The organism is Kribbella flavida DSM 17836, from assembly GCF_000024345.1.
GTDB lineage: Bacteria > Actinomycetota > Actinomycetes > Propionibacteriales > Kribbellaceae > Kribbella > Kribbella flavida.
Map to the genome: position 1 here is coordinate 2,434,868 of NC_013729.1, position 19,603 is coordinate 2,454,470.

At 70.1% G+C, this 19,603-nt stretch carries 27 protein-coding genes and 1 tRNA gene; 18 read left to right on the plus strand and 10 right to left on the minus strand.

Going from position 1 to position 19,603, the window contains the following annotated elements:
• Nucleotides 1–94: 94 nt before the first annotated feature.
• A complete protein-coding gene (locus KFLA_RS11515; protein ID WP_012919960.1) occupies nt 95–1,009 on the minus strand; it encodes a winged helix-turn-helix transcriptional regulator in 915 nt (304 codons plus the stop codon).
• Between the two features lie 166 nt (nt 1,010–1,175).
• On the opposite strand from KFLA_RS11515, the gene KFLA_RS11520 reads away from it, so the two are divergent.
• On the plus strand, nt 1,176–2,462 hold the full coding sequence (locus tag KFLA_RS11520) for an MFS transporter (RefSeq protein WP_012919961.1): 1,287 nt from the start codon (nt 1,176–1,178) through the stop codon (nt 2,460–2,462).
• On the opposite strand, the gene KFLA_RS11525 is transcribed toward KFLA_RS11520, so the two are convergent.
• Nucleotides 2,395–2,844 carry an Lrp/AsnC family transcriptional regulator gene (locus tag KFLA_RS11525; protein WP_012919962.1) on the minus strand — a complete coding sequence of 150 codons (450 nt, stop codon included), beginning with the start codon at nt 2,842–2,844 and terminating at the stop codon, nt 2,395–2,397. The genes KFLA_RS11520 and KFLA_RS11525 overlap by 68 nt on opposite strands.
• Before the next feature lie 142 nt (nt 2,845–2,986).
• Here KFLA_RS11525 and KFLA_RS39305 point away from each other — a divergent pair, with 142 nt between their 5' ends.
• The 13 genes from KFLA_RS39305 to KFLA_RS11585 all read left to right on the plus strand — a co-directional run bounded on the left by KFLA_RS39305 (nt 2,987) and on the right by KFLA_RS11585 (nt 11,360).
• Entirely contained in the window at nt 2,987–3,115 is a 129-nt protein-coding gene (locus tag KFLA_RS39305) for a hypothetical protein (protein WP_012919963.1), read from the plus strand.
• A gap of 77 nt (nt 3,116–3,192) precedes the next feature.
• A complete protein-coding gene (locus KFLA_RS38280; RefSeq protein ID WP_012919964.1) occupies nt 3,193–3,351 on the plus strand; it encodes a hypothetical protein in 159 nt (52 codons plus the stop codon).
• Between the two features lie 17 nt (nt 3,352–3,368).
• Nucleotides 3,369–3,980: a nicotinate-nucleotide adenylyltransferase gene (gene nadD / locus KFLA_RS11535; protein ID WP_012919965.1), complete on the plus strand. Its 612-nt coding sequence runs from the start codon at nt 3,369–3,371 to the stop codon at nt 3,978–3,980.
• 10 nt (nt 3,981–3,990) lie between these two features.
• A complete protein-coding gene (gene rsfS / locus KFLA_RS11540; protein ID WP_012919966.1) occupies nt 3,991–4,374 on the plus strand; it encodes a ribosome silencing factor in 384 nt (127 codons plus the stop codon).
• 241 nt (nt 4,375–4,615) lie between these two features.
• Nucleotides 4,616–5,269, plus strand: a complete 654-nt coding sequence (locus KFLA_RS11545) for a histidine phosphatase family protein (protein ID WP_012919967.1) — start codon at nt 4,616–4,618, stop codon at nt 5,267–5,269.
• A 27-nt stretch (nt 5,270–5,296) separates the two neighbouring features.
• On the plus strand, nt 5,297–5,647 hold the full coding sequence (locus tag KFLA_RS11550; protein ID WP_012919968.1) for a hypothetical protein: 351 nt from the start codon (nt 5,297–5,299) through the stop codon (nt 5,645–5,647).
• Nucleotides 5,648–5,793: 146 nt separating this feature from the next.
• A tRNA-Ala gene (locus KFLA_RS11555) sits at nt 5,794–5,866 on the plus strand.
• A 199-nt stretch (nt 5,867–6,065) separates the two neighbouring features.
• Nucleotides 6,066–7,004 carry an ATP-binding cassette domain-containing protein gene (locus KFLA_RS11560; RefSeq protein WP_012919969.1) on the plus strand — a complete coding sequence of 313 codons (939 nt, stop codon included), beginning with the start codon at nt 6,066–6,068 and terminating at the stop codon, nt 7,002–7,004.
• Nucleotides 7,001–7,813, plus strand: coding sequence for an ABC transporter permease subunit (locus KFLA_RS11565; RefSeq protein ID WP_012919970.1), 813 nt, complete (start codon nt 7,001–7,003; stop codon nt 7,811–7,813). The genes KFLA_RS11560 and KFLA_RS11565 overlap by 4 nt, the downstream gene beginning before the upstream one ends.
• 98 nt (nt 7,814–7,911) lie before the next feature.
• On the plus strand, nt 7,912–9,150 hold the full coding sequence (locus KFLA_RS11570) for a sensor histidine kinase (protein ID WP_012919971.1): 1,239 nt from the start codon (nt 7,912–7,914) through the stop codon (nt 9,148–9,150).
• Nucleotides 9,147–9,809, plus strand: coding sequence for a response regulator (locus KFLA_RS11575; protein WP_012919972.1), 663 nt, complete (start codon nt 9,147–9,149; stop codon nt 9,807–9,809). The genes KFLA_RS11570 and KFLA_RS11575 overlap by 4 nt, the downstream gene beginning before the upstream one ends.
• Nucleotides 9,810–10,034: 225 nt before the next feature.
• Entirely contained in the window at nt 10,035–10,901 is an 867-nt protein-coding gene (locus tag KFLA_RS11580) for a neutral zinc metallopeptidase (RefSeq protein WP_148256610.1), read from the plus strand.
• Between the two features lie 63 nt (nt 10,902–10,964).
• Nucleotides 10,965–11,360: an SgcJ/EcaC family oxidoreductase gene (locus KFLA_RS11585; RefSeq protein ID WP_012919974.1), complete on the plus strand. Its 396-nt coding sequence runs from the start codon at nt 10,965–10,967 to the stop codon at nt 11,358–11,360.
• Nucleotides 11,361–11,402: 42 nt separating this feature from the next.
• Here the strand turns inward: KFLA_RS11585 and KFLA_RS11590 are convergent, their stop codons facing one another.
• Nucleotides 11,403–12,389 (minus strand): alpha/beta fold hydrolase, encoded by a 987-nt coding sequence (locus KFLA_RS11590; RefSeq protein WP_012919975.1) that lies wholly within the window; start codon nt 12,387–12,389, stop codon nt 11,403–11,405.
• Between the two features lie 116 nt (nt 12,390–12,505).
• Here KFLA_RS11590 and KFLA_RS11595 point away from each other — a divergent pair, with 116 nt between their 5' ends.
• The gene (locus KFLA_RS11595) at nt 12,506–13,348 is read left to right on the plus strand and encodes a helix-turn-helix domain-containing protein (protein WP_041289278.1); all 843 of its coding nucleotides are present in this window, start codon (nt 12,506–12,508) and stop codon (nt 13,346–13,348) included.
• 40 nt (nt 13,349–13,388) lie between these two features.
• On the opposite strand, the gene KFLA_RS11600 is transcribed toward KFLA_RS11595, so the two are convergent.
• The gene (locus KFLA_RS11600; protein WP_202797113.1) at nt 13,389–13,808 is read right to left on the minus strand and encodes a hypothetical protein; all 420 of its coding nucleotides are present in this window, start codon (nt 13,806–13,808) and stop codon (nt 13,389–13,391) included.
• Nucleotides 13,809–13,975: 167 nt separating this feature from the next.
• Here KFLA_RS11600 and KFLA_RS11605 point away from each other — a divergent pair, with 167 nt between their 5' ends.
• Complete coding sequence (locus KFLA_RS11605; protein ID WP_012919978.1) at nt 13,976–14,686, plus strand: transporter substrate-binding domain-containing protein; 711 nt, start codon at nt 13,976–13,978, stop codon at nt 14,684–14,686.
• 53 nt (nt 14,687–14,739) lie between these two features.
• Entirely contained in the window at nt 14,740–15,504 is a 765-nt protein-coding gene (locus tag KFLA_RS11610) for an endonuclease/exonuclease/phosphatase family protein (protein ID WP_012919979.1), read from the plus strand.
• 1 nt (nt 15,505) lies between these two features.
• Here KFLA_RS11610 and KFLA_RS11615 read toward each other — a convergent pair whose 3' ends face one another.
• The 5 genes from KFLA_RS11615 to KFLA_RS11630 form a co-directional block, all read right to left on the minus strand.
• A complete protein-coding gene (locus KFLA_RS11615) occupies nt 15,506–16,264 on the minus strand; it encodes a class I SAM-dependent methyltransferase (RefSeq protein ID WP_012919980.1) in 759 nt (252 codons plus the stop codon).
• 65 nt (nt 16,265–16,329) lie between these two features.
• Entirely contained in the window at nt 16,330–16,758 is a 429-nt protein-coding gene (locus tag KFLA_RS11620) for a mobile mystery protein B (RefSeq protein WP_049797317.1), read from the minus strand.
• Nucleotides 16,734–16,901: a hypothetical protein gene (locus KFLA_RS37900; RefSeq protein ID WP_158307273.1), complete on the minus strand. Its 168-nt coding sequence runs from the start codon at nt 16,899–16,901 to the stop codon at nt 16,734–16,736. The genes KFLA_RS11620 and KFLA_RS37900 overlap by 25 nt, the downstream gene beginning before the upstream one ends.
• Entirely contained in the window at nt 16,898–17,230 is a 333-nt protein-coding gene (locus KFLA_RS11625; protein ID WP_083792839.1) for a helix-turn-helix domain-containing protein, read from the minus strand. The genes KFLA_RS37900 and KFLA_RS11625 overlap by 4 nt, the downstream gene beginning before the upstream one ends.
• Nucleotides 17,231–17,373: 143 nt before the next feature.
• Nucleotides 17,374–17,589: a DUF6458 family protein gene (locus KFLA_RS11630; protein ID WP_012919982.1), complete on the minus strand. Its 216-nt coding sequence runs from the start codon at nt 17,587–17,589 to the stop codon at nt 17,374–17,376.
• A 389-nt stretch (nt 17,590–17,978) separates the two neighbouring features.
• Between KFLA_RS11630 and KFLA_RS11635 the strand changes: the two genes are divergently transcribed.
• A complete protein-coding gene (locus tag KFLA_RS11635) occupies nt 17,979–18,725 on the plus strand; it encodes an SDR family NAD(P)-dependent oxidoreductase (protein ID WP_012919983.1) in 747 nt (248 codons plus the stop codon).
• Here the strand turns inward: KFLA_RS11635 and KFLA_RS37395 are convergent.
• Nucleotides 18,722–19,567, minus strand: coding sequence for a GNAT family N-acetyltransferase (locus KFLA_RS37395; protein ID WP_012919984.1), 846 nt, complete (start codon nt 19,565–19,567; stop codon nt 18,722–18,724). The two genes, KFLA_RS11635 and KFLA_RS37395, sit on opposite strands and share 4 nt — an antisense overlap.
• Nucleotides 19,568–19,603: the final 36 nt, after the last annotated feature.

A 19,603-nucleotide genomic window follows, 5' to 3' on the forward strand; every position in this document is an offset into this window, starting at 1 on the left:
TGGGTCAGCCATCGGGCGGGCTGACGACGAGCTTGCGCAGGTCGGTCCGCATCCCGTCGCCGGTCGCCTTCACCACAGCCTGCTTGCGGCACCCTCAACCACGCCGCTCCGCGCCTCCACCGGCCTGATCCGATGCGGTGGTGAACGCCCAGTTGACGGCGTCGGCGAGGTCCGTCACCGGATAGCGCACCGCGCGAACGACCCGGTCGGCGCCGACCACCAGGACAAATCGCTTGAGCCGCCCAACCCCGCCGGCGCGGAACGTCGGCAGCCGCAGCGCCGCCGCCAGTTGCAGCTCCACGTCCGACAGCAGCACGTGCGGAATCTTTTCGGCCTCCGCAAACGCCGCCTGCTCCTCCGGCCGCTGCGTGCTCACCCCGTGCACCGCGATCCCGCCCGCCCGGAACTCGTCGTACCGCTCCGCGAACAGCCTGTTCTCCAACGTGCACCCGTGCGCGCCCGCGATCTCACTCCAGCCTGCAGGCAACGGAGTCGGCCGCCCTGTCGCCGGATACCCGAAGAGCACCGTCGCCTTCGCCTGCCCGTCGACCACATCGACGGACTCCGGCGGGCCATCCCCGCCGGTTGCAGGTAGCAACAATCCCGCCGGAACGGCCGCGCCGACGAGCTCGTGCAGCCGATGGGCCGTGGGCTCCGACTCGGCGTTGGTCCCGGTCAACTGCCCGTCGCCCAGAACCCAGCGATCTCCCCAGTCCTGCAGCGCGACCAGCACCGGCAGCAACGCACGCCCGCGCGCCGTCAGCTGGTACGCGTACCGAGTAGGCCGCTCCTGGTACGCCGTTCGCTCGACGACGCCGCTGTCCATCAGACCGCCCAGCCGCTCGGTGAGCACCTTGCGTGAGATCCGCAGCGACTCCGCCAACAGGTCGAACCGATCGAGACCCCGGGCGAGATCCCGCACGATCAGCAGTTCCCACCCGTCCCCGACGACCGCGAGGGACTGGGCGATCGCGCAGTCCGGTTCCGGCGAGAAACTGCTGCGCCGCATAGTGCCTCCTCGACCCGTGCCAGTTGCGCCCAAGGTAGCCGCCCGGCTAAGTTCCCTTCGGAAACTCACTGTACCCGCCACGGCGGCTCGTGCAGACGACGGTTACGCAGGACGACGGCCATGCCGGACGGCGACGGCGACGCAAAGACGACGGCGAGGGGCGCGGATGACGGCGTACTGGCGGCGGGTGGCGGAGCTTCCCGGGTGGTTGAAGGCGGTGATGCTCGGCCAACTGGTCAGCTCGGCCGGCGCTCTGGCGTGGCTCTACCTGACGCTCTACCTCGTCGAGGACCGCGGGATGAGCCCGCAGCAGGCCGGGTTCGCCGCTGCGGCGTACGGCGTGGGGCTGCTCGGGGGCAATCTCGGCGGTGGCTGGATCGGCGACCGGTTCGGCCTGCGGGCCGCGGCGGTCGGCAGTCAGGTGAGCTGGGCCGTCGCCTGCCTGGCGATGCCGATCGTGCCGACCACCGGCCTCGCCGTCCTGGCCGCCGTCGCCGGACTCTGCGGTGGAGCCAGTCGACCGAACCTCAGCGCGCTCGTCGCGACCGCGATGCCCGCGCATCGGCGGCGGGAGGGGATCGCCCTGTCGCGGTCCGCCAGCAACGCCGGGTTCACGATCGGGCCGCCGCTGGGCGGACTGCTCGCGGCGTACGACTTCTCGCTGGTGTTCGTCATCGACGCGGCGACCAGTCTTGTGCTGGCGGTGGTTGTCTGGCGTTGGGTGCCTCGGGCGTCACGAGTGGTCGTCCGGCAAGCGTCGGGGCTGTGGAGCGCGCTGCGGCAGGACCGCTCGATCCTGGTGCTGCTCGCCGCGATCGTCGTTGTCGACACGGTTTACCGACAGTTGTTCGCCACGATGCCTCTGCTGTTGCGAGACGCCGGCTCGCCGGCCGTCGCGTACGGCGTACTGATCGGCCTGAGCTCAGTCGTCATCGTGCTGCTGGAAGCGCCCTTGGCCGTTCGGCTCGGTGGGCATCGGGCGCTGCGGGTGGTCGCGGTCGGGTTCGTGTTCGTCGGCATCGGTCTGGCGGCGCTGGGCGTGTGGCCGGCGCTTGGCGGTGCGGCGCTGGCGGTTGCGGTGATCACCTGCGGGGAGATGCTCTACAAACCGACCGCGACCGCGCATGTCGCCGACGCGGCGCCGGAGGGAATGGTCGGGCGGTACTCCAGCCTGTACGCCGCCGCGTCGATCAGCGGGATGTTCCTGGCCCCGGCACTCGGCGGTACGGCGTACGAGCATGTGCCGGACCTGCTCTACCCGGCGGCCGCCGTACTGGCTTTCGCTGCGGCCGCAGCAGTGCTGGTCGCGGGACGAGCCGCCGGCCGGACCGGCGTCAGCCTGGCCGTCGGGCCGGAGGTCGCGGCCGTGAAGGATGCCGGAGCGGCTATTGGGGGAGGGGAGCCGGACGGGCTTCCCAGCGGGTCGACAGGACGACCGTCGTCCGGGTCCTGACCACGCCGTTGACCCGGCGGAGCTGACCGACGACCGCCTCCAACTCGTGCACGTCCGGTACCCGGACCTTGACCACCAGTTCCTGGTCCCCGGCGACGAACCAGCAGTCCTCGACCGCCGCGATCTCCCGCACACCCTCGACGATGTCGTCGGTCTCCACGTCGTCGCGCTGGAACAGCCCGATCAGCGCGCTGGTGCCCAGCCCTACCTGCTCCGGCGCCACCACCGCGCGGTACCCGAGCAGCACCCCGCGTTCCTCGAGCCGCTTCACCCGCTCCTGGACGCTCGGTCCGGACAGGCCGACCACCCGGCCGAGCTCGGCCCAGCTGGACCGTCCGTTGGCGCGCAGGGCTTCGACCAGTTGCCGATCGATCGCATCCATGAAGACTCCTGTTGACCGCAGATTCGTAGGAAGATCCGTTGATCTACCTTTAATTCGTTTGTGTTGCGTCAGCTTATGCCGTACACTTTCAAGTGTCCGGGGATGCCCCCTCGGACGCTCGTCACAACCCAGTGAAGGAATCATGATCACCCCCGACGTCGCCCGTGCCCACATCGACGAGATGCGCCGTGTCGCCGCGATGCATCAGCGCGCCGCCACCGGCCCCTCGGTCTGGCGCCGGCTGCTGACCCGCTCGACCCGCCGGCACTGACCCCTTCGCGCGACCGGACGGCCCACTGAGGCCACCGGTCGCGCTCGTCCGGGGCCGTTCGAGATAGGCTCTGCTCCATGGCTTCCGAACTCCTGCCCCGACTGGCGCCCCTCACCGAAGCTGCCGGCGAGGCGTCGCACATCTCGCCGTGGTGGTACGGCGGGTTCTCCCTGTTCGTGCTGGTGGCCCTGCTGGCCGTCACCGTGATCCTGGGCAACGGCCGGCCGCACAGCTGAGCGGCGGATGAGCTGACGTGAACTTCCCGGAGCGGGTCCGGCGCCTTGGCGTGATGGGTGGCACCTTCGACCCGATCCATCACGGCCACCTGGTCGCGGCCAGCGAGGTGCAGTCGTACTTCGACCTGGACGAGGTGATCTTCGTCCCGACCGGTCAGCCCTGGCAGAAGACCGAGCGCAACGTCTCGCCCGCCGAGGACCGGTACCTGATGACGGTCATCGCGACCGCCTCGAACCCACGGTTCTCGGTCAGCCGGGTCGACATCGACCGGCCCGGCCCGACGTACACGATCGACACGCTGCGCGACCTGTCCCGGCTGTACCCCGACGCCGAGCTGTTCTTCATCACCGGCGCCGACGCGCTGGCCCAGATCCTCACCTGGCGCGACGTCGACGAGATGTTCAAGCTCGCCCAGTTCGTCGGCTGTACCCGGCCGGGGACCGAGGCCACCGAGCTGCCGCTGGACCGGTTGCCGATGGACCGGATCACGCTGCTCGAAGTCCCGGCGCTGGCGATCTCGTCGACCGAGTGCCGGGCCAGGGTCGCGATGGGCAACCCCACCTGGTACCTGGTGCCCGACGGGATCGTCCAGTACATCGCCAAGCGCGACCTCTACACCAACCACTAGAAGGAACTTCATGCCAGCCTCCGAACGTGCCGTCGAGCTGCTCACCGCGGCAGCCGAGGCAGCCCACGACAAGAAGGCGGAGAACGTGCTCGCGTTCGACGTCTCCGAGCAGCTCGCCATCACCGACGCGTTCCTGGTCGCCTCGGCGTCCAACGACCGCCAGGTCCGCGCAATCGTGGACGCGGTCGAGGAAAAGCTCCGCGTCGACTTCGACGCCAAGCCGGTCCGCCGCGAAGGCGCCCGCGAGGGCCGCTGGGTGCTGCTGGACTACCTGGACATCGTCATCCACGTGCAGCACACCGAGGAGCGCAGCTTCTACTCGCTCGAGCGGCTGTGGCGCGACTGCCCGACGATCCCGCTGCCGTCGCCGGTCCCCGGCGCGCCGACGGACTGAGCGCGTCCGCCCGTACGCCGTACCTGGGGGTGTCGGTTGCGGGACGCCTCGACCGGGGTTGACGACCGTGCGCGCCGCCCGACGGCTGGTGACCGTCGAACCGCTGCATGCCCTGTCCGTCGAACTGCTCCGGCGGCCCGTACCAGTCCGAGGCAGTGACTGCCCCGCAACGCTGATTTCGCTCGACGCCTGACCGCCGCCGGCCGGATGGGCCGGCTCCTCACCACCGGGAGCACGCGTTATGACTGCAGGACGCCTGATCGTCTGGCGCCACGGCCGGACCTCCTGGAACCTCCAGGACAAGATCCAGGGCCAGGCCGACATCCCGCTCGACGAGGTCGGCCAGGCGCAGGCCCGCGCCGCCGCCGCCCGCCTCGCCTCCCTGGCGCCCACCCGTCTGTTCTCCAGCGACCTCCAGCGCGCCGCCTCCACCGCCGCCGAGCTCGCCGCCCTGACCGGCCTGACCGTCGAGTACGACAAGGCGCTGCGCGAGATCGACGTCGACGACTGGGCCGGCCTGACGATGGCCGAGCTCGCCGACCTGCACCCCGAGGCCGCCGCCCGCATCCGGGCCGGCGAACCCCAGCGCCGCGGCACCGCCGGCGAAACCGTCGAAGAGGTCGCCGCCCGCTTCGCCCCCGCCCTCACCCGCGCCGTCGACCAGGCCACCGCTTCCGACACCGTCGTGGTGGCCACCCACGGCCTGGCCGCCCGCGTAGGCATCTGCCTCTTCCTCGGCATCCCCCAGGCCCACTGGCCCGCCTTCGGAGGCCTCTCCAACTGCAACTGGGTCTCCCTGCTCCCCAGCCGCCACAACCGCTGGCGCATCGAGGAGTGGAACGCCGGCTCCCTCCCCGAACCCGTCATGAGCGACGACCCGCAGCCCCATCCCTGACCCGGCAAAGCGACGCGGAGCATGACCATGGCCATTGCAGGACGCTGGCGAATCGTCGAGCTCGACCAGTTCGACGATGACGCTCTCCATCTCGTCGAGCCCGCTTACATCGAGTTCGCCGATGACCGCACCGGCGAATTCGTGGTTGTTGCCGTGCAAGGCTCGCTGGACTGCCGGGCCACCGAGATCCAAGGCCGTCCTGGCGTCGAGTTCAGCTGGGACGGCTACGACGAGCTGGACCCCACCAGCGGGCGCGGTTGGGCCGTCCTGCTCGACGACCTCACTCTGGAGGGTGTCATCTACATCCACCGCGGCGACGAGGCCTCCTTCCGGGCCGTACCGCTCATCCCCGAAGAGATTCCCGACACGGCGCACTGAGGAGGCGATGCCCCACGCCGAAGCGTCCCCACCGCAAGCCCGACGCACCCGCCCCACCCGTGTTCATCGTCACCCTCCACCCATCCGATACCGATTTTTCTTTGCGGCCCCCCATCCGCTAAACTTCCGGAGTCGCAAGACACCGCGGGGCTTTGGCGCAGTTGGTAGCGCGCTTCCATGGCATGGAAGAGGTCAGGGGTTCGAATCCCCTAAGCTCCACCGCAGGTCAGAGGCCGGTTTCCCGTCAGGGGAACCGGCCTCTTGCATGAGCTGGGCAACAGCGACACACGAAGCTGTGGCGAAGTTCGCGGACGCGTGCCAAGTCGGAAGCCGGGTAGACCTGAGGCGTAGGCGCGGGGGCACAGGTCTAGCCTCGGGGCGGTCGTGGCGAAGACGCCTGGAACCTAGCGTCGGCAGCATGATCGAAGCTCAGGCACTGACCAAATACTTCGGTGACACCGTCGCCGTCGACGAGCTGTCCTTTGCGGTACGCCCTGGGCAGGTGACCGGGTTCCTCGGCTCGAACGGCGCCGGCAAGTCCACCACGTTGCGGATGATCGTCGGGTTGGATCGGCCCACCAGCGGCACCGCAACCGTAAACGGTAGACGGTACGCCGATCACGCCGCGCCGCTGCGCGAACTGGGTTCCCTGCTGGAGGCGAAATCCCTGCACAAGAGGCGAACCGCGCGCAGCCACCTGCTCGCCCTGGCCCAGACCCATGGGTTCTCCACCGGCAGGGTCGACGAGGTGCTCGACCTGGTCGGACTCGGCGCGGTGGCGGATCGCCGGGCCGGCAGTTTCTCGCTCGGCATGGGGCAACGGCTGGGCATCGCGGCCGCGCTGATCGCGGATCCGGCCGCGGTCATCCTGGACGAACCGGTCAACGGGCTGGATCCCGATGGCGTGCTGTGGATCCGGACCCTGCTGAAGGAACTCGCGGCCGAAGGCCGGACCGTGCTGGTGTCCAGCCACCTGATGAGCGAGATGGCGGTGACCGCCGACCACCTGGTGATCATCGGCCGGGGCCGCCTGCTGGCCGACACGACCGTCGCCGAGCTGATCGCCCGGGTCGGCGTGGGCCAGGTGCTGGTTCGGACGCCGGCCGGGACCGAGTTGCGCGAACTGCTTGTCCGGCACGGCGCCACCGTCTCCAGCGACGAGGCGGGCCTGCTGATCGTCAACGGACTGACCGCCGCGGCGATCGCCGATCTCGCCCTCGAACACCGGTACGCCGTCCACGAGCTCACGCCGCAACGAGCATCCCTCGAGCAGGCCTACATGGAGCTCACCCGGACCGCGGTCGAGTACACCGCCGACGAAACGGCACAGCGCGGACAGGCCGAGGTGGCGGCATGACTACGATTGCCATTGGCAACGAGATGCCGTACGGCGTGACGTTCCGCCGGGTCATTCGGTCGGAGTGGACCAAGTTCTGGTCGCTGCGCTCGACCTGGATCGTGCTCGGGGCAACGGCCCTGGTCACGATCGGGCTGGCCGCGGTGATCGGCTCGGTGCAACGCGGCCAGGCGAACGACGAGGCAACGGCCGTGACGCTGGAACAGGTCGCCGGTGGCGCGTTCCTGGGCGTCGACCTGTTCTCGTTGGTGATCGGCGTGTCCGGCGTACTGATGATGACGGGGGAGTACAGCTCGGGACTGATCAGGGCCACGCTCGCCGCCGTTCCCCGGCGACTGCCCGTGCTCTGGGCGAAGGCGCTCGTGCTGGTCGGCGTGACAGCCGTGGTGATGCTGGTCGTCTGCTTCGGCGCTTTCCTGGCCAGTCGTGCCACCAGCGGTGCCGACGTCGCGCTGGACGACGCGACCGTACTGCGAGCCGTCCTTGGGGCCGCCGCGGCGCCGGTGGCCTTCGGCGTGATCGGGCTCGGCCTGGGCACGGCGCTCCGGCACACGGCCGGGTCGATCACCACGCTGGTGACGATCCTGCTGGTGGTGCCGTCGTTGCTGCCCGCCGCGTTGCCCGACGCTGTGCACGATGACGTGGCGCCGTACTCACCGGTTGCCGCAGCGCAGGCGATGTATTCCGTCGACGGCAGTGGTGGCGGGTTCGAGATGGCGTCTCCTGGAGTGGCTGCGCTGGTTGTAGTCGGCTGGTCCGCGCTGGCGTTGGCGGCGGGCGCCGTGGTGCTCAACCGGCGGGATGCATGACCAGTCCCGCACCGAGTCAGCAGGCGCGATCGCGGAATCGGGTACCTGTCGATGGTTGGCGAGGCGCCCGGCGGGCCGCAGTACGTACCCTCGGGAGCATGGGCGGGTTTGCGGAAGTGCGAGCACTCGCGGAGCGGAACCGGTCGCTCCGGGACGTCGCCGCGGCGGTTGCGGTGGGTGCGGTGTGCGCCGCGATCCAGGCCAGCCGGGCCCAGTTCAGCGACCGCTCACCGGACCTGGCGAGCTGGGGCTGGCTCGTGCTCATGACAGTCCCGCTGGTCTGGCGTCGGCGGGCGCCGGCGGTGGTGTTCTGGCTCGTGTTCGGCCTGGCCTGGGGTGCGGAACTGGTCGGCGTGGACACCGCGGCGACCGTCGTGATGCCGATGGTCGCGATCTACACCGTGGCCCGCCACGGAACGCGTCGCCGGCTCGTACCCGCGCTGGTGGCGGTCGAGGCCACGGTGCTGACCGTCACGCTGGTCGAGCAAGCGGCCTGGGGATCGGCCGTCGGGGTGACCGCCATCGTCGCCGTGGTGATCCTGTTCGCCCTCAACCTCCGGACGCGGGAGGCGTACCTCGCGCAACTGGAGGAACGCGCCGCCCGGCTCGCTCGGGACAGGGACCAGCAGGCGCGGCTGGCGGTGAGCGCCGAGCGGACCCGGATCGCGCGGGAGGTGCACGACATCGTGGCGCACAACGTCGCGGTGATGATCGCGCTGGCCGACGGCGCGGCGTACACGGCGACCCGGTCGCCCGAGCGGGCCGCGGACACGATGACGAAGGTGTCTGCCACCGGACGCCAGGCGCTCGGCGAGATGCGCCGGCTCCTCGGCCTGCTCCGCGAGGGCGAGACGGCTGGAGCCGAGGACGAGCTGGTGGCGCGGCCGTCCGACGTACTGCGGTCGGGCGACGTACTGAGCCCACAGCCCGGTGTCGACGACATCGACCTGCTGCTGGACCAGGTTCGTACGGCGGGACTGCGGGTGTCGCTGATTCGCGAGGGTGACCTGGGTCGTTGGGGGCCTGGGGCCGGACTGGCGGTCTACCGCATCGTCCAGGAGGCGCTGACCAACACGCTGAAACACGCCGGGCGGCGGGCCCGTGCCGAGGTCCGGATCCGCTGCACCGAGGAGGATCTGGAGCTGATGATCACCGATGACGGCGCCGGCCGCCAGGCGAGGACGGACGCGGCGGATGAGCGGTCCGGCGGGCACGGTCTGGCTGGGATCGCCGAGCGCGCGGCGTCGTACGGCGGCGAGCTGGAAGCCGGGCCGACGGCGGTCGGCGGCTGGTGCGTGTGGGCCCGGCTGCGCACGGATGACCGCGTGGCCGGATGACCAGGCTGCTGCTGGTGGACGACCAGCCGATGCTCCGGATCGGGTTCCGGATGGTCTTCGAGACTCAGCCCGACATCGAGGTGGTCGGCGAGGCCGGCGACGGCGAGCGGGCGGTCGCGATGACGCGCGCGCTGAGCCCGGACGTGGTGCTGATGGACGTGCGGATGCCGGTTGTCGACGGCATCCAGGCCACCCGGCGGATCGTCGAGACCGGCTCGGCGGCCCGGGTCCTGGTGCTGACCACGTTCGACCTGGACGAGTACGTCTTCGCCGCGCTACGAGCCGGCGCCAGTGGATTCTTGCTCAAGGACGTGCCGCCCGAGGACCTGCTCGGCGGTATCCGCGCGGTCGCGGCCGGCGACGCCGTGGTGGCGCCACGGGTCACGCGCAGGCTGCTGGACGCGTTCGCCGCGCGCCTTCCGGGCGCCGCGCCGGACCCGGATCCACGGATCGGTCAGCTGACCGACCGGGAGCGTGAGGTCCTGGTGGAGGTGGCGAAGGGCCGTTCGAACGCCGAGATCGCCGGCGAACTGATGGTCTCGGCAGCGACGGTGAAGGCCCATGTCGGCCGCATCCTGACCAAGCTGGAGCTCCGTGACCGGGTGCAGATCGTCGTTCTCGCCTACGAGACCGGCGTCGTCCGTCCGGGGGAGTCCTGACCGCTCGACGGGAACCTGGTGGCTAGTTGCTCCGTCAGACGGCCGGAGTTCTTCGTATGCTGCCGTAGCCCCCGAGAAGGAGTTGGTGTCGTGGTGTCGAGGTCCGTGATGGTGGCGGTGGCTACGACCGCGGTCGCGCTGGCGGCGACAGCGTGCGGTGCTGCGGAGACTGCCCGGCCGGGGGGTGTGCGGCCGACGGTCAGCTCCGCTCCGACTGAGTCGTTGATGCCGACGCAGCCTCCGATCCTGCCCTCGGTCACGCCGACCAGCGCGCCGATTCCGACAGCTGTGCCCACGCCGACGGCCGCTCGGACCGCCTGGTCGCCGCGGGTCTCCGGGCCGGTGTCCAGAGATCCGCTGCTGGGAGCGAATCCGGTCCATCTCCAGCCGGGCTACGGCATCCGGGCGGTGAACTGCCGGCTGCCCGGGTGGAGGCTCCAGGCGGCTGCTGCCAAGGCGTACTACAGCGCCGCGATCGCCTGTCATGACCGGGCGTGGCGAGCAACGCTGGCGCACTTCGGTCTCACCCTGGCCGGCCCGCGGCTGTGGGCAGGTGCCCAAGGCAATCAGTACGCCGGGGGTTGCGGGCGCAACAGCACCGGACGCGAGGCGTTCTACTGCTCGGCCGACCAGACGATCGTGATGCCCTTCGACTCGATGCGGTCCATCGCCCGGTACGGCGAGGGCTATGCCCTGGCGGTGCTGTCCCACGAGTACGGGCACCACCTGCAGCAGCAGATCGGCGTGATGGCGGCGTACCACGCGCGCGCCCAGGCCGTTGGCTTTTCGAGCCAGGCAGGACAGCTGCTCTCCCGCCAGCTGGAGCTCCAGGCGTGGTGTTTCTCCGGCATGTTCTACGGCATGAACGCCGGCCGGGGTTCGATCACCAGGTCGCTTTCCCAGCAGGCGCTCGAGAACAACAGCCATGCCGGCGACCGCCCCGGCGAACTGCGGCAGCACGGCACCAACCGCAACATCGCGAGCTGGTTCACGTGGGGCCGGCACCCGTCGGTCAAGTCCTCGGCTCGCGTCGCCCCGTCGGTCTACGAGTGCAACCCGTGGGCGGCCCGCGACGCGAGTTCGCTCCAGTAAGTTCCCGAGGCTTCAGGGTCAGTGACTTGATCTCAACTCGTGTTGAAGTCCTACGTTCGTTGCATGACCTCCGACGAGCAGTTGATCCGAGACCTGGTCGCTCGCAGCCAGGACGCGCAGTTCGATGCCGATGCACTGCCTGCACTACACACCGACGACCTGGTGCTCATCAACCTCGCCGGCCGCCGGGTGTTCGGCCGTGAAGCCTTCCGATCAGCCATGGCGGAAGGACTCGCAACGCCGCTCAAGGACGTCCGGACCGTGCTGGACATCGAGGACATTCGGTTCGCCACCCCGGATGTCGCCATCGTGAGCCTCGCCAAGACCATTCACGACGAACGCCCCGCCACCGGCCCGACGGACCTGCCGACCACCGCGGTCATGACGTACGTACTGACCCGCGCCGCCGGCGACTGGCGCATCGCCCTCGCCCAAACCACTCCGATCCTGACGGCTTGACCGTCGGGTCGTCGCTCAACGCCCTGGAGCGTCTGCAGCCGATCACCCGATGGCGAACTGGTGCAGCAGGGCTCCGGTTGTGCCGGGGTCCTCGTACATGGGGGTGTGACCGACTCCGTCGAGGATCTCGATCCGGGCGCGGGGGACTCGGCGGTAGTCCTCGGCGGACGACGGCTGCCATCGGCGGTCCGCCGAGCCGAAGATCACCAGGGTCGGCAGGTCGAGGCGGGCGGCGCGGTCGGGAATGGGTCGTTCCGTCAGGTACGCGGTGGAAGCCTCGTCGGTGGCGGTGAGGCTGCGGTAGGTCACCCGCCGTACGTCGGCGACGAGCTGGTCGGGGATCTGCACCTCACGGGTGAAAGCCGTGCTCAGCGCAGTGCGGATCGCGCTCTCGGTTCGTAGCCGCCAGAGCAGTTGCGCAGCCACCGGTGTCGTCATCAGCTTGGCGACGAAGCTTTCGCCGAGGAACGCGTCGACTCGCGGGCCGGTGTCGATGAGCGCGAGCCCCGTCACGAGCTCGTGGCGCTGCTCGGCCAGCGACGTGGCGACGGCGCCGCCGGTGGAATGCCCGACGACGGTCGCACGGCGTACGCCGAGCTGATCGAGCACCGCACCCACCCGGGCGGCGTGCTCCGCGATGCTGTAGCCGTTGGCCGGTTTGGCTGATTCACCGTGCCCAAGCAGGTCGATGCGTATCACGTGCAGGTCCCGCAACGCCGGCAGCACCGGGTCCCACCACCGCGTCGAGCCGGCCAAACCGTGCAGGAGTACGACGGCCGGAGCGTTGGCCGGCCCGTCCTGTACGACGTGTAGGTCCCCGCCGGGGACGCGCACAATCTGCTGACCGGTCGCCCCGGCGGTCTTGGTCGACACCACCACCGTGTTCCACGCCAGCAGCGCAACCAGTCCGGAGGCGGTCAACAGCGCGATCCGCCGCCGCCGACTCCCCGACCGCCGGTCGTGCGTCCCGTACGGCGGTGCGCCCGCGCGCTGAGAGTGTCGGCCCGGCGTACTGGTCGTCTCGTCCATCGTTCTCCGCTCTGAGTCGTTCCGGGTACCGACACCCTCGACCGCCCGGGGCAAGCCCGTCTTGGAGAAATGTCGGCGCCTTGTTCCCGTCGGCGAACCGCTCGTACTGTTGACGGGTGCAACCAGTACGCCGGCCAGCCGCCGCCGCTGACTGGGAGATCGCGCGCCCGGCACAGGCGACGGCGCTGCCCGGGGTCGACATGGCGGGATTCCGCATCCGCGGTCCGGTCGAAGTACGCGCCATTCCGCACCCGGCTGTCACGGTGGGGCTCGAGTTCGGCGACCGCCCTTTCGACATCCAGGGCGCCGCCGGACGCCTGCGTACGGAGAGTTTGGCGGCGGGGCTCGCCTTCAGCGCGTTCGGGGTGCGCGTCGAGAGCGTCGCGTGTGTACAGATCCGCCTCTCTCCGCCGACCGCACACACCTTGCTCGGGTTGCCGCTCGAACAGCTGGGTAGCAGCGTCATCGCGCTCGACGACCTGTGGGGCCGCGACGCACCGCGCTTGCGTGAACGGCTGCACGAGGCCGGAACGTGGCAGGAGCGCTTCGCCCTGATGACCACGGAATTATCTGGACGCCTGCCCGCGGGACCGGTGGTTGAGCCCGAGGTGGCCTTTGCCTGGCGCCAGATCGTCGCCAGCCGCGGCCGGATCAGTGTGCGCGACCTCGCGGCCCGCACCGGATGGAGCCGGCAACGACTCTGGTCGCGCTTCGGCTCGCAGCTCGGCCTGACTCCCAAACGCGCCGCCATGCTCGTCCGCTTCGACCACGCGATGCACCGCCTCGTCCGCGGCCATGCCCCCGCGCGCGTCGCGGCGGACGCCGGCTACGTGGACCAGTCACACCTCCACCACGACGTCCGGGCGTTCACCGGGATCACTCCGATGGCCGCCGCGGACGAGCCGTGGCTCGCGGTCGATGACAGAGCCTGGCCAGCCGTAGCTCAACCGGCACTGTAGGTCGGGTCCGGGGAATGGCGCGGGCGCAGTTGGCGGATACTCACGTCGTCGGCAGCTTGGTGCCGCGGGTGACGGTCAGCAGTACGGCGTACGCGAGGCAGGCGGTGGCCAGGACCGGGAGGATGACCAGGGCGGGGTTGATCCAGGCGGGGACCAGGTCGTAGCCGGCGTGGCACTTGTCGTGGAGGGGGAACCACTGGGTGTACTCGTCGAGGTGAGCGCGGCGGTAGGTGGCGTCGTAGCGTTCGCCGTCGGCGTGGCGGGCTTTCTCGGGGTCGAGGTTGGCGCCGGCCAAGGAGCCGATGACGTAGGCCAGTCCCGTGGCGAGCAGCAGGAGCGCGGCTGTACCGGCGAACCAGCCGGGGCTTCGGCGCCAGCGGCTGGTTACCAGTGAGCGGGTCCAGAAATACAAGCCGGCCAGGACCGCCAGCGGTCCGAGGGTCATGAGGACGGCTACCACGCGCCCAGTCTGCACGGCGTCTGGTGATGCGGTATCTCCACCACTTACCAACCTCTGGCCGGTCGGTCGTCGCAGGCGTGAGCGTGGTGCCGTCGGCGCCCCTGGCCGTGGTTGGCGAGTGGTGGAGGTGCGCCGCGTCGAGAGCCGTGGCGCGTAGGGTCGCGGGTATGACCACTGTTGCTGGGGAGCTGGCTCCTGGGGGAGTGCTGCGGGCCGCGATCAATCTGGGCAATCCGGTGCTGGCGCAAGGAACACCGGAAGCGCCTCGTGGGGTGACGGTGGACATCGCGACGGAGGTTGCCCGGCGGCTGGGGGCCGAAGTCGAGTTCTTGTGCTTCGGTGCCGCCCGGGAGTCGTTCGCGGCGTTGGTGGAGGGGCGGGCGGAGTTGGCGTTTCTGGCGGTCGAGCCGGCCCGGGCGAACGAGGTGGTGTTCACGGCGCCGTACGTGGTGATCGAAGGCGTGTACGTCGTACCGGAGGACTCCGCGATCGTGGCGCCGGAGGACGTGGATCGCAACGGGGTTCGGGTGGGAGTGAAGGACGGTTCGGCGTACGACCTGTTCCTGACCCGGACGTTGCAGCGGGCATCGATCGTGCGGGGAGCTGAAGGCGTGGACGTGTTCCTGGGCCAGGGGTTGGAGGCGGGAGCGGGGATTCGGCGGCCGGTGGAGGAGTTCGTGGCGAGGATGCCGGGGGTGCGGGTCGTGCAGCAGCGGTTCATGGAGATCCGGCAGGCGGTGGCGACCAGGAAGGGGCGGCAGGCGGAGACGGTCGCGTTTCTGGCGACCGTGGTTGAGGAGCTGAAGGCCAGCGGGTTCGTCGCCGAGGCGTTGCGGCGGTCGGGGCGGCTGGATGCGAGCGTGGCGCCGCCTGTCTGAGCATCGACGTCGCCGCGTGCATGGAGCAGCAGCGCGTGGGAACGGGTTGAGGTATGAGCGCGACGACCGTGCGAGTGATGACCTGGAACCTCTGGTGGCGGTTCGGCCCGCAGTGGGTCGACCGTCAAGAGGCGATCCTGGCGACATTGCGTGCCGTAGGCCCCGACGTCGTCGCGGTGCAGGAAGCCTGGCCGGAGCAGGTCGAGACCCTGGCCGAGCAGCTCGGCATGCACTGCCGGTACGCCGGTCCGTCCTACCCGCCGGAGACCGACATCGCGCGCGGCGACGACCCGGTCAGCCTCGGCATGGGGCTGCTCAGTCGCTGGCCGATCGCGGACTGGAAGGTCCGTACGATGCCGGCGCGGCACCGGCAGCTCGAGCCGGTCGCGGTCGTCGCGTCGCTGGATCACCCGCAGGTCACGCTGCACGTCGTCACGTCGTGCCTGGAGTACGAGCCGGCGTTCACCGACGACCGGATCGCGCAGACGCGGTTGCTGGCCGAGCTCGCCACCGATCCGGCGTACGACGGAGACGCGCCGGTGATCGTGGCCGGCGACCTGAACGCCGGTCCGACCAGTCGCGTGCTCGGCCCCCTCTACGACGTACTGCGCGACGCCTGGACCGGTGATCCGGACGCGATCACGTCTCCCGACGAAGCCGGGCCGGACCTGCGGGACCAGCGCATCGACCACATCTTCTACCGCCCGGGCACGTTCTCCCAGGAGGTCGAGGTGACCCAGGCACAGCTCGCGGGGGACCCCGTGGACGGGATCACGCCGTCGGACCACCAGGCGGTGGTGTGCGACCTGCGCTGGTGATTCAGCCGCGGGCCGTGACCAGGACGACGTGCTTGCGGACGAAGAAGTAGCCGTCGGCATCGATCCGAGTCTGTACGACGTCCCGCACTGCCGCCTGCTCGTCGGCGGTGAGGGACGAGGTGGTCAGGCTGTTGAGGTAGTCCAGCACCGGCTCGACCGTCGGGATCTGCAGGTCGGACGGATAGCGCTCGACCGCGACGTCGCTGAAGTGCTCCGCCACCAGCGGGCCCACCGTCTCCGCGACGACGTCGTTCATCACCAGACCGCGGATCAGCCCGGGACGGCCGATCACCCGGCCGAGAGCACGCAGGTCGTCCATGTGGTCCTGCCCGTTGACTGCGGCAACCAGTCGTCCGCCCGGCCGCAGCACGCGCGCGAACTCGGCCAAGGCTGCCGACGGGTCGTCGAGGTGGTAGAGCATCTGGTTGGCGATCACGAGGTCGAAGCTCGCGTCGTCGAACGGCAGATCCGTCGCGTCGGCCTGCCTGACGACGGCGCGCGGCACCCGACGCAGCTCCGCGCACATCGCTTCCGAGAAGTCGGTCAGCGTCAGCCGCGCCCCGTCGTACGGGACCTCGCTCCACAGCTTGCCCGTGCCCGCGCCGACTTCCAGGACGTCGCCGCGCACGTCGAGCCGCTCGGCCAGCCAGGCGAACCAGTTCTGCGGATTGGTCCCGTACTCGTGCACGGCCATCCGCGCTCTCAGCCGCGCGTCCGATCCCGCGTACTGCGCTGTGGCGTGCTCCGAGGGTCTGGTCATCCGTTCACAGTACGTCGCGGTACCGGATGCGTCAGCCGACAGCACTGGCAAGCAGCAGCGTGTAGTCACCTCGGTCTGCCGCGCGAAGCGCCGTCAAGTACTCCTGGCGAGCCTCGGCCGCTGGGCGGCCGCCGCCGTGCACCCCAGGTCAGGTCGTCGCAGCCAAGAACGGCCGCCAGGGACCCGGCGGCCAGTCGGCCGTGACGTCCGTTGCCGTTCACGAACGGATGAATGAAGACCAGCCGATGGTGGAAGCGAACACAAGTCTCGGTCCGGTCGTCCATGCCGTGCTCGATGCAGTACGCGACGTCGCCCAGCAGCGCCTGCAGTTGCTTCTGAATGTGGGCCGGCCGGACCCCGATGGTGGTGTCCCGCTGCCGCAGCTGCCCGGCCCAGGACCACACGTCAGCGAACATCCGCCGCTGCAGTTCCCGGAGGAAGCTCTGGCTGAGTAGGGCGTCGGGCGAGGTCACCGCGTCGTCGAGCCACAGCACGGCGTCGACGATGTGGAGGCCTCCGCGTCGTTCAGTTCGCCGCGAGTGCGGATGAACGAGTACTCCGGTGTCAGGTACTGCGCATCGTCGGCGTCGACCGGAGTCTGACCGTCCTCGTCGCCTCCCAGGTCGGCGTGGCTCACGCGGTCGAGCGAGTCAATCGGTGCTGAACGACCTTGCGCAGCACCTTCTGGAAGCCTTCTTCGGTGAGCGGTTGCGCTTCCAGTTCCATCGACCAGGCGACCTTCTGCGCCTTGGCGATGTCGGCCCGGGTCGGGTGCTCCTCGGGTCGTACGACGGCAACACCAAGGAAGTCCAGCACCTGCAGGACCTTGTCCGCCTCCAGCCGCGGCGCGCCGTTCTCGAGCCGGCTGAGCCACTCGCGGGAGACGCCCGTGGCGGCGGCCACTGCAGCCTGCGAGAGCTGGCGCCGTCTGCGCTCGACGCGGACAGCGGTTCCAAGCTCTTGCATGCGGTTGCTGGGCACGCGGCTCCCTTGCGACAGTACTGTCTCAAGATATATCAGTGTGACGGTACCGTCACAACGGGGGGCCGGTGTGGTGGCTGTTTTGGCGACCTGAGGCAGGCCCACCAGAGCTGGACGAAGGCTGCGGCCTACAGCCGGGGGGCGCGGCGCTCCTCGACGACCGTCGTGTGGGACGAACGCGAGCGCTGGCTGTTGAGCACCACGGCCAGGATCAGGCCGATGGCGCCGGCGCCCATCAGGATGTAGCCGACCATGGTGAGGTCGACGCCGCTGATCCGGTCCGACACCGCGAAGGACAGGATGCCGCCGACCGCGAGCAGGAAGATTCCCGCACCGATACCCATGACACGCCTCCTAGCGTGAAGCCTCACGGCGGCACAAACGCACCGCCAGGGATCCGGTGCCCGGCGCAGGTCCGGAGCAAACGGCAGCCACCACGCACAGTGCGGATCGGCGGCTGCCCGCTCACTGCCTGGAGTCGTGAACCCCGCCGGCTCCGGTACGCCACTGTGGACGCCATCCGGCTCAGCGACAGTGCCGCCGCGCTGGCCGGTCAGCGCGAAACCACTCAGGATCGACACCTTGAGGCAGCCTTCGACAGGTACCATCGCAGGTAGCCTGGCCCGGCCGTTCCCCCGTGATGGTCGGGTCAGGTCTGCGCGATGTCGAGATCGTCGGGCCGGCTTCGTCCCCGGGTGAGAAGTGTTTCCGGGATCGACGAAGGAGCAGGGCCATGTTGCTGGAGAACAAGACCGCGATCGTCTACGGCGGAGGCGGCGCGATGGGCGGGGCCTTCGCCCGCGCGTTCGCCGCCGAGGGCGCCAGGGTGTACCTGGCCGGGCGCACCGCGGCCAAGCTGGAACGTGTCGCGGCCGACATCACCGCCGCCGGCGGCTGGGCGTCCACGGCCGTCGTCGACGCGTACGACGCCGAGTCGGTCGCCGGCCACGTCGCGTCCGTCGAGGGGCCGATCGACATCTGCTGCAACGCTGTCAGCGTCCGGGAGACCCAGGACGTCGCGCTGACCGCGATGTCGGTCGAGGACTTCGTCCGGCCGGTCGAGGACGCGGCCCGGACCAACTTCGTCACCGCGACGGCGGCCGCGCGGCGGATGACCGCGCAGGGCAGCGGCGTGATCCTGATGCTGTCGTCGTCGGCCGCCCGGGAGTCGGGCTTCGAGATGGGCGGCTTCAGCCTCGCCTGCGCGGCCATCGAGTGCCTGACCCGGTCGCTGGCCGGCGAGATCGGCAAGTACGGCGTGCGCGTGGTCGCGCTGCGACCCAACTTCACGCCCCAGACCCACCCGGAGTGGGTGAACCCCGACGACGGCAGCCTGCAGCACTTGATCGACGGGACAGCGCTCGGCAGGCTGCCCGAACTGAACGAGGTGGCCCGGACCGCGGCCTTCGCGGTGTCCGACCACGCCGGCGCGATGACCGGCGCCGTCCTCAACCTGACCTGCGGGGCGATCGTCGACTAGAACTCCTTGCGGTACCTCGGCTGCCGCGCCGCCGGGCGGTAGCCGAGGGACTCGTAGAGCGCGACGCTGCCGGTGGGGTTCTCCTCGAGGGTCCAGATGCCGGTGGTGCGAACGCCGTGATCGAGCAGTTGGGCGTGGTTCGCGCGGAGCAGGGCGGAGGCGAGGCCGCGGCGGCGCCAGTCCGGACGGACGCCGACCCACGGGGTGTCGGCGACGCCATCCTCCTCGATCGCGCTGATCACCCAGCCGACCAGGCGGTCGCCGGCGTACGCCAGGGTCCACAGCTCGTGGTCGCCGAAGTCCTCGGCCGCTTCACGCTCGAACTCCTCGAAGCTGTCCTGCACGTAGCCCAGCGAGCGGTCGCTGAACACCTCGGCGTTCGCCTCGAAGACCGCGCGGTGGTCCTGCTCCGAGGCGGCCCGCAGCTCCACCCCGGCCGGCAGGTCGACCATCGGCGCGGCGTCGAGCTCCATCGTGAGCTGCACCCGGGTGAAGGCGACGTGGTAGCCGGCGGCACGCAGCAACGCCTCGACCGTGGGGTCGTCGTCGCGGGTGTTGCCGCCGAACATCGGCGTCACGTCCGCAGGGTGGCAGGCGAAGTGCTCCCGGGCTCGATCTTCCAGCTGAGCAAGGATTCGGCGGCCGTAGCCACGTCCGCGCAGTACGGGCTCGACCCAGCCGAGCAGAAGGTAGAGCCGGGTCCCGTCCGACTCGTCCCACCAGCGCAGCGCTCCGCAACCGACCAGAACCTCGTTGTCGACGGCAACGAGCTCGGGAGTGAAGCCGGCCCGGACGGCGTCCACGCCGTCGGTCACCTCGATCGCGCGCAGCCGCAGGTCCATGCCGCCGATTATCACCGTGCGCCGAGCCCGTCGCAC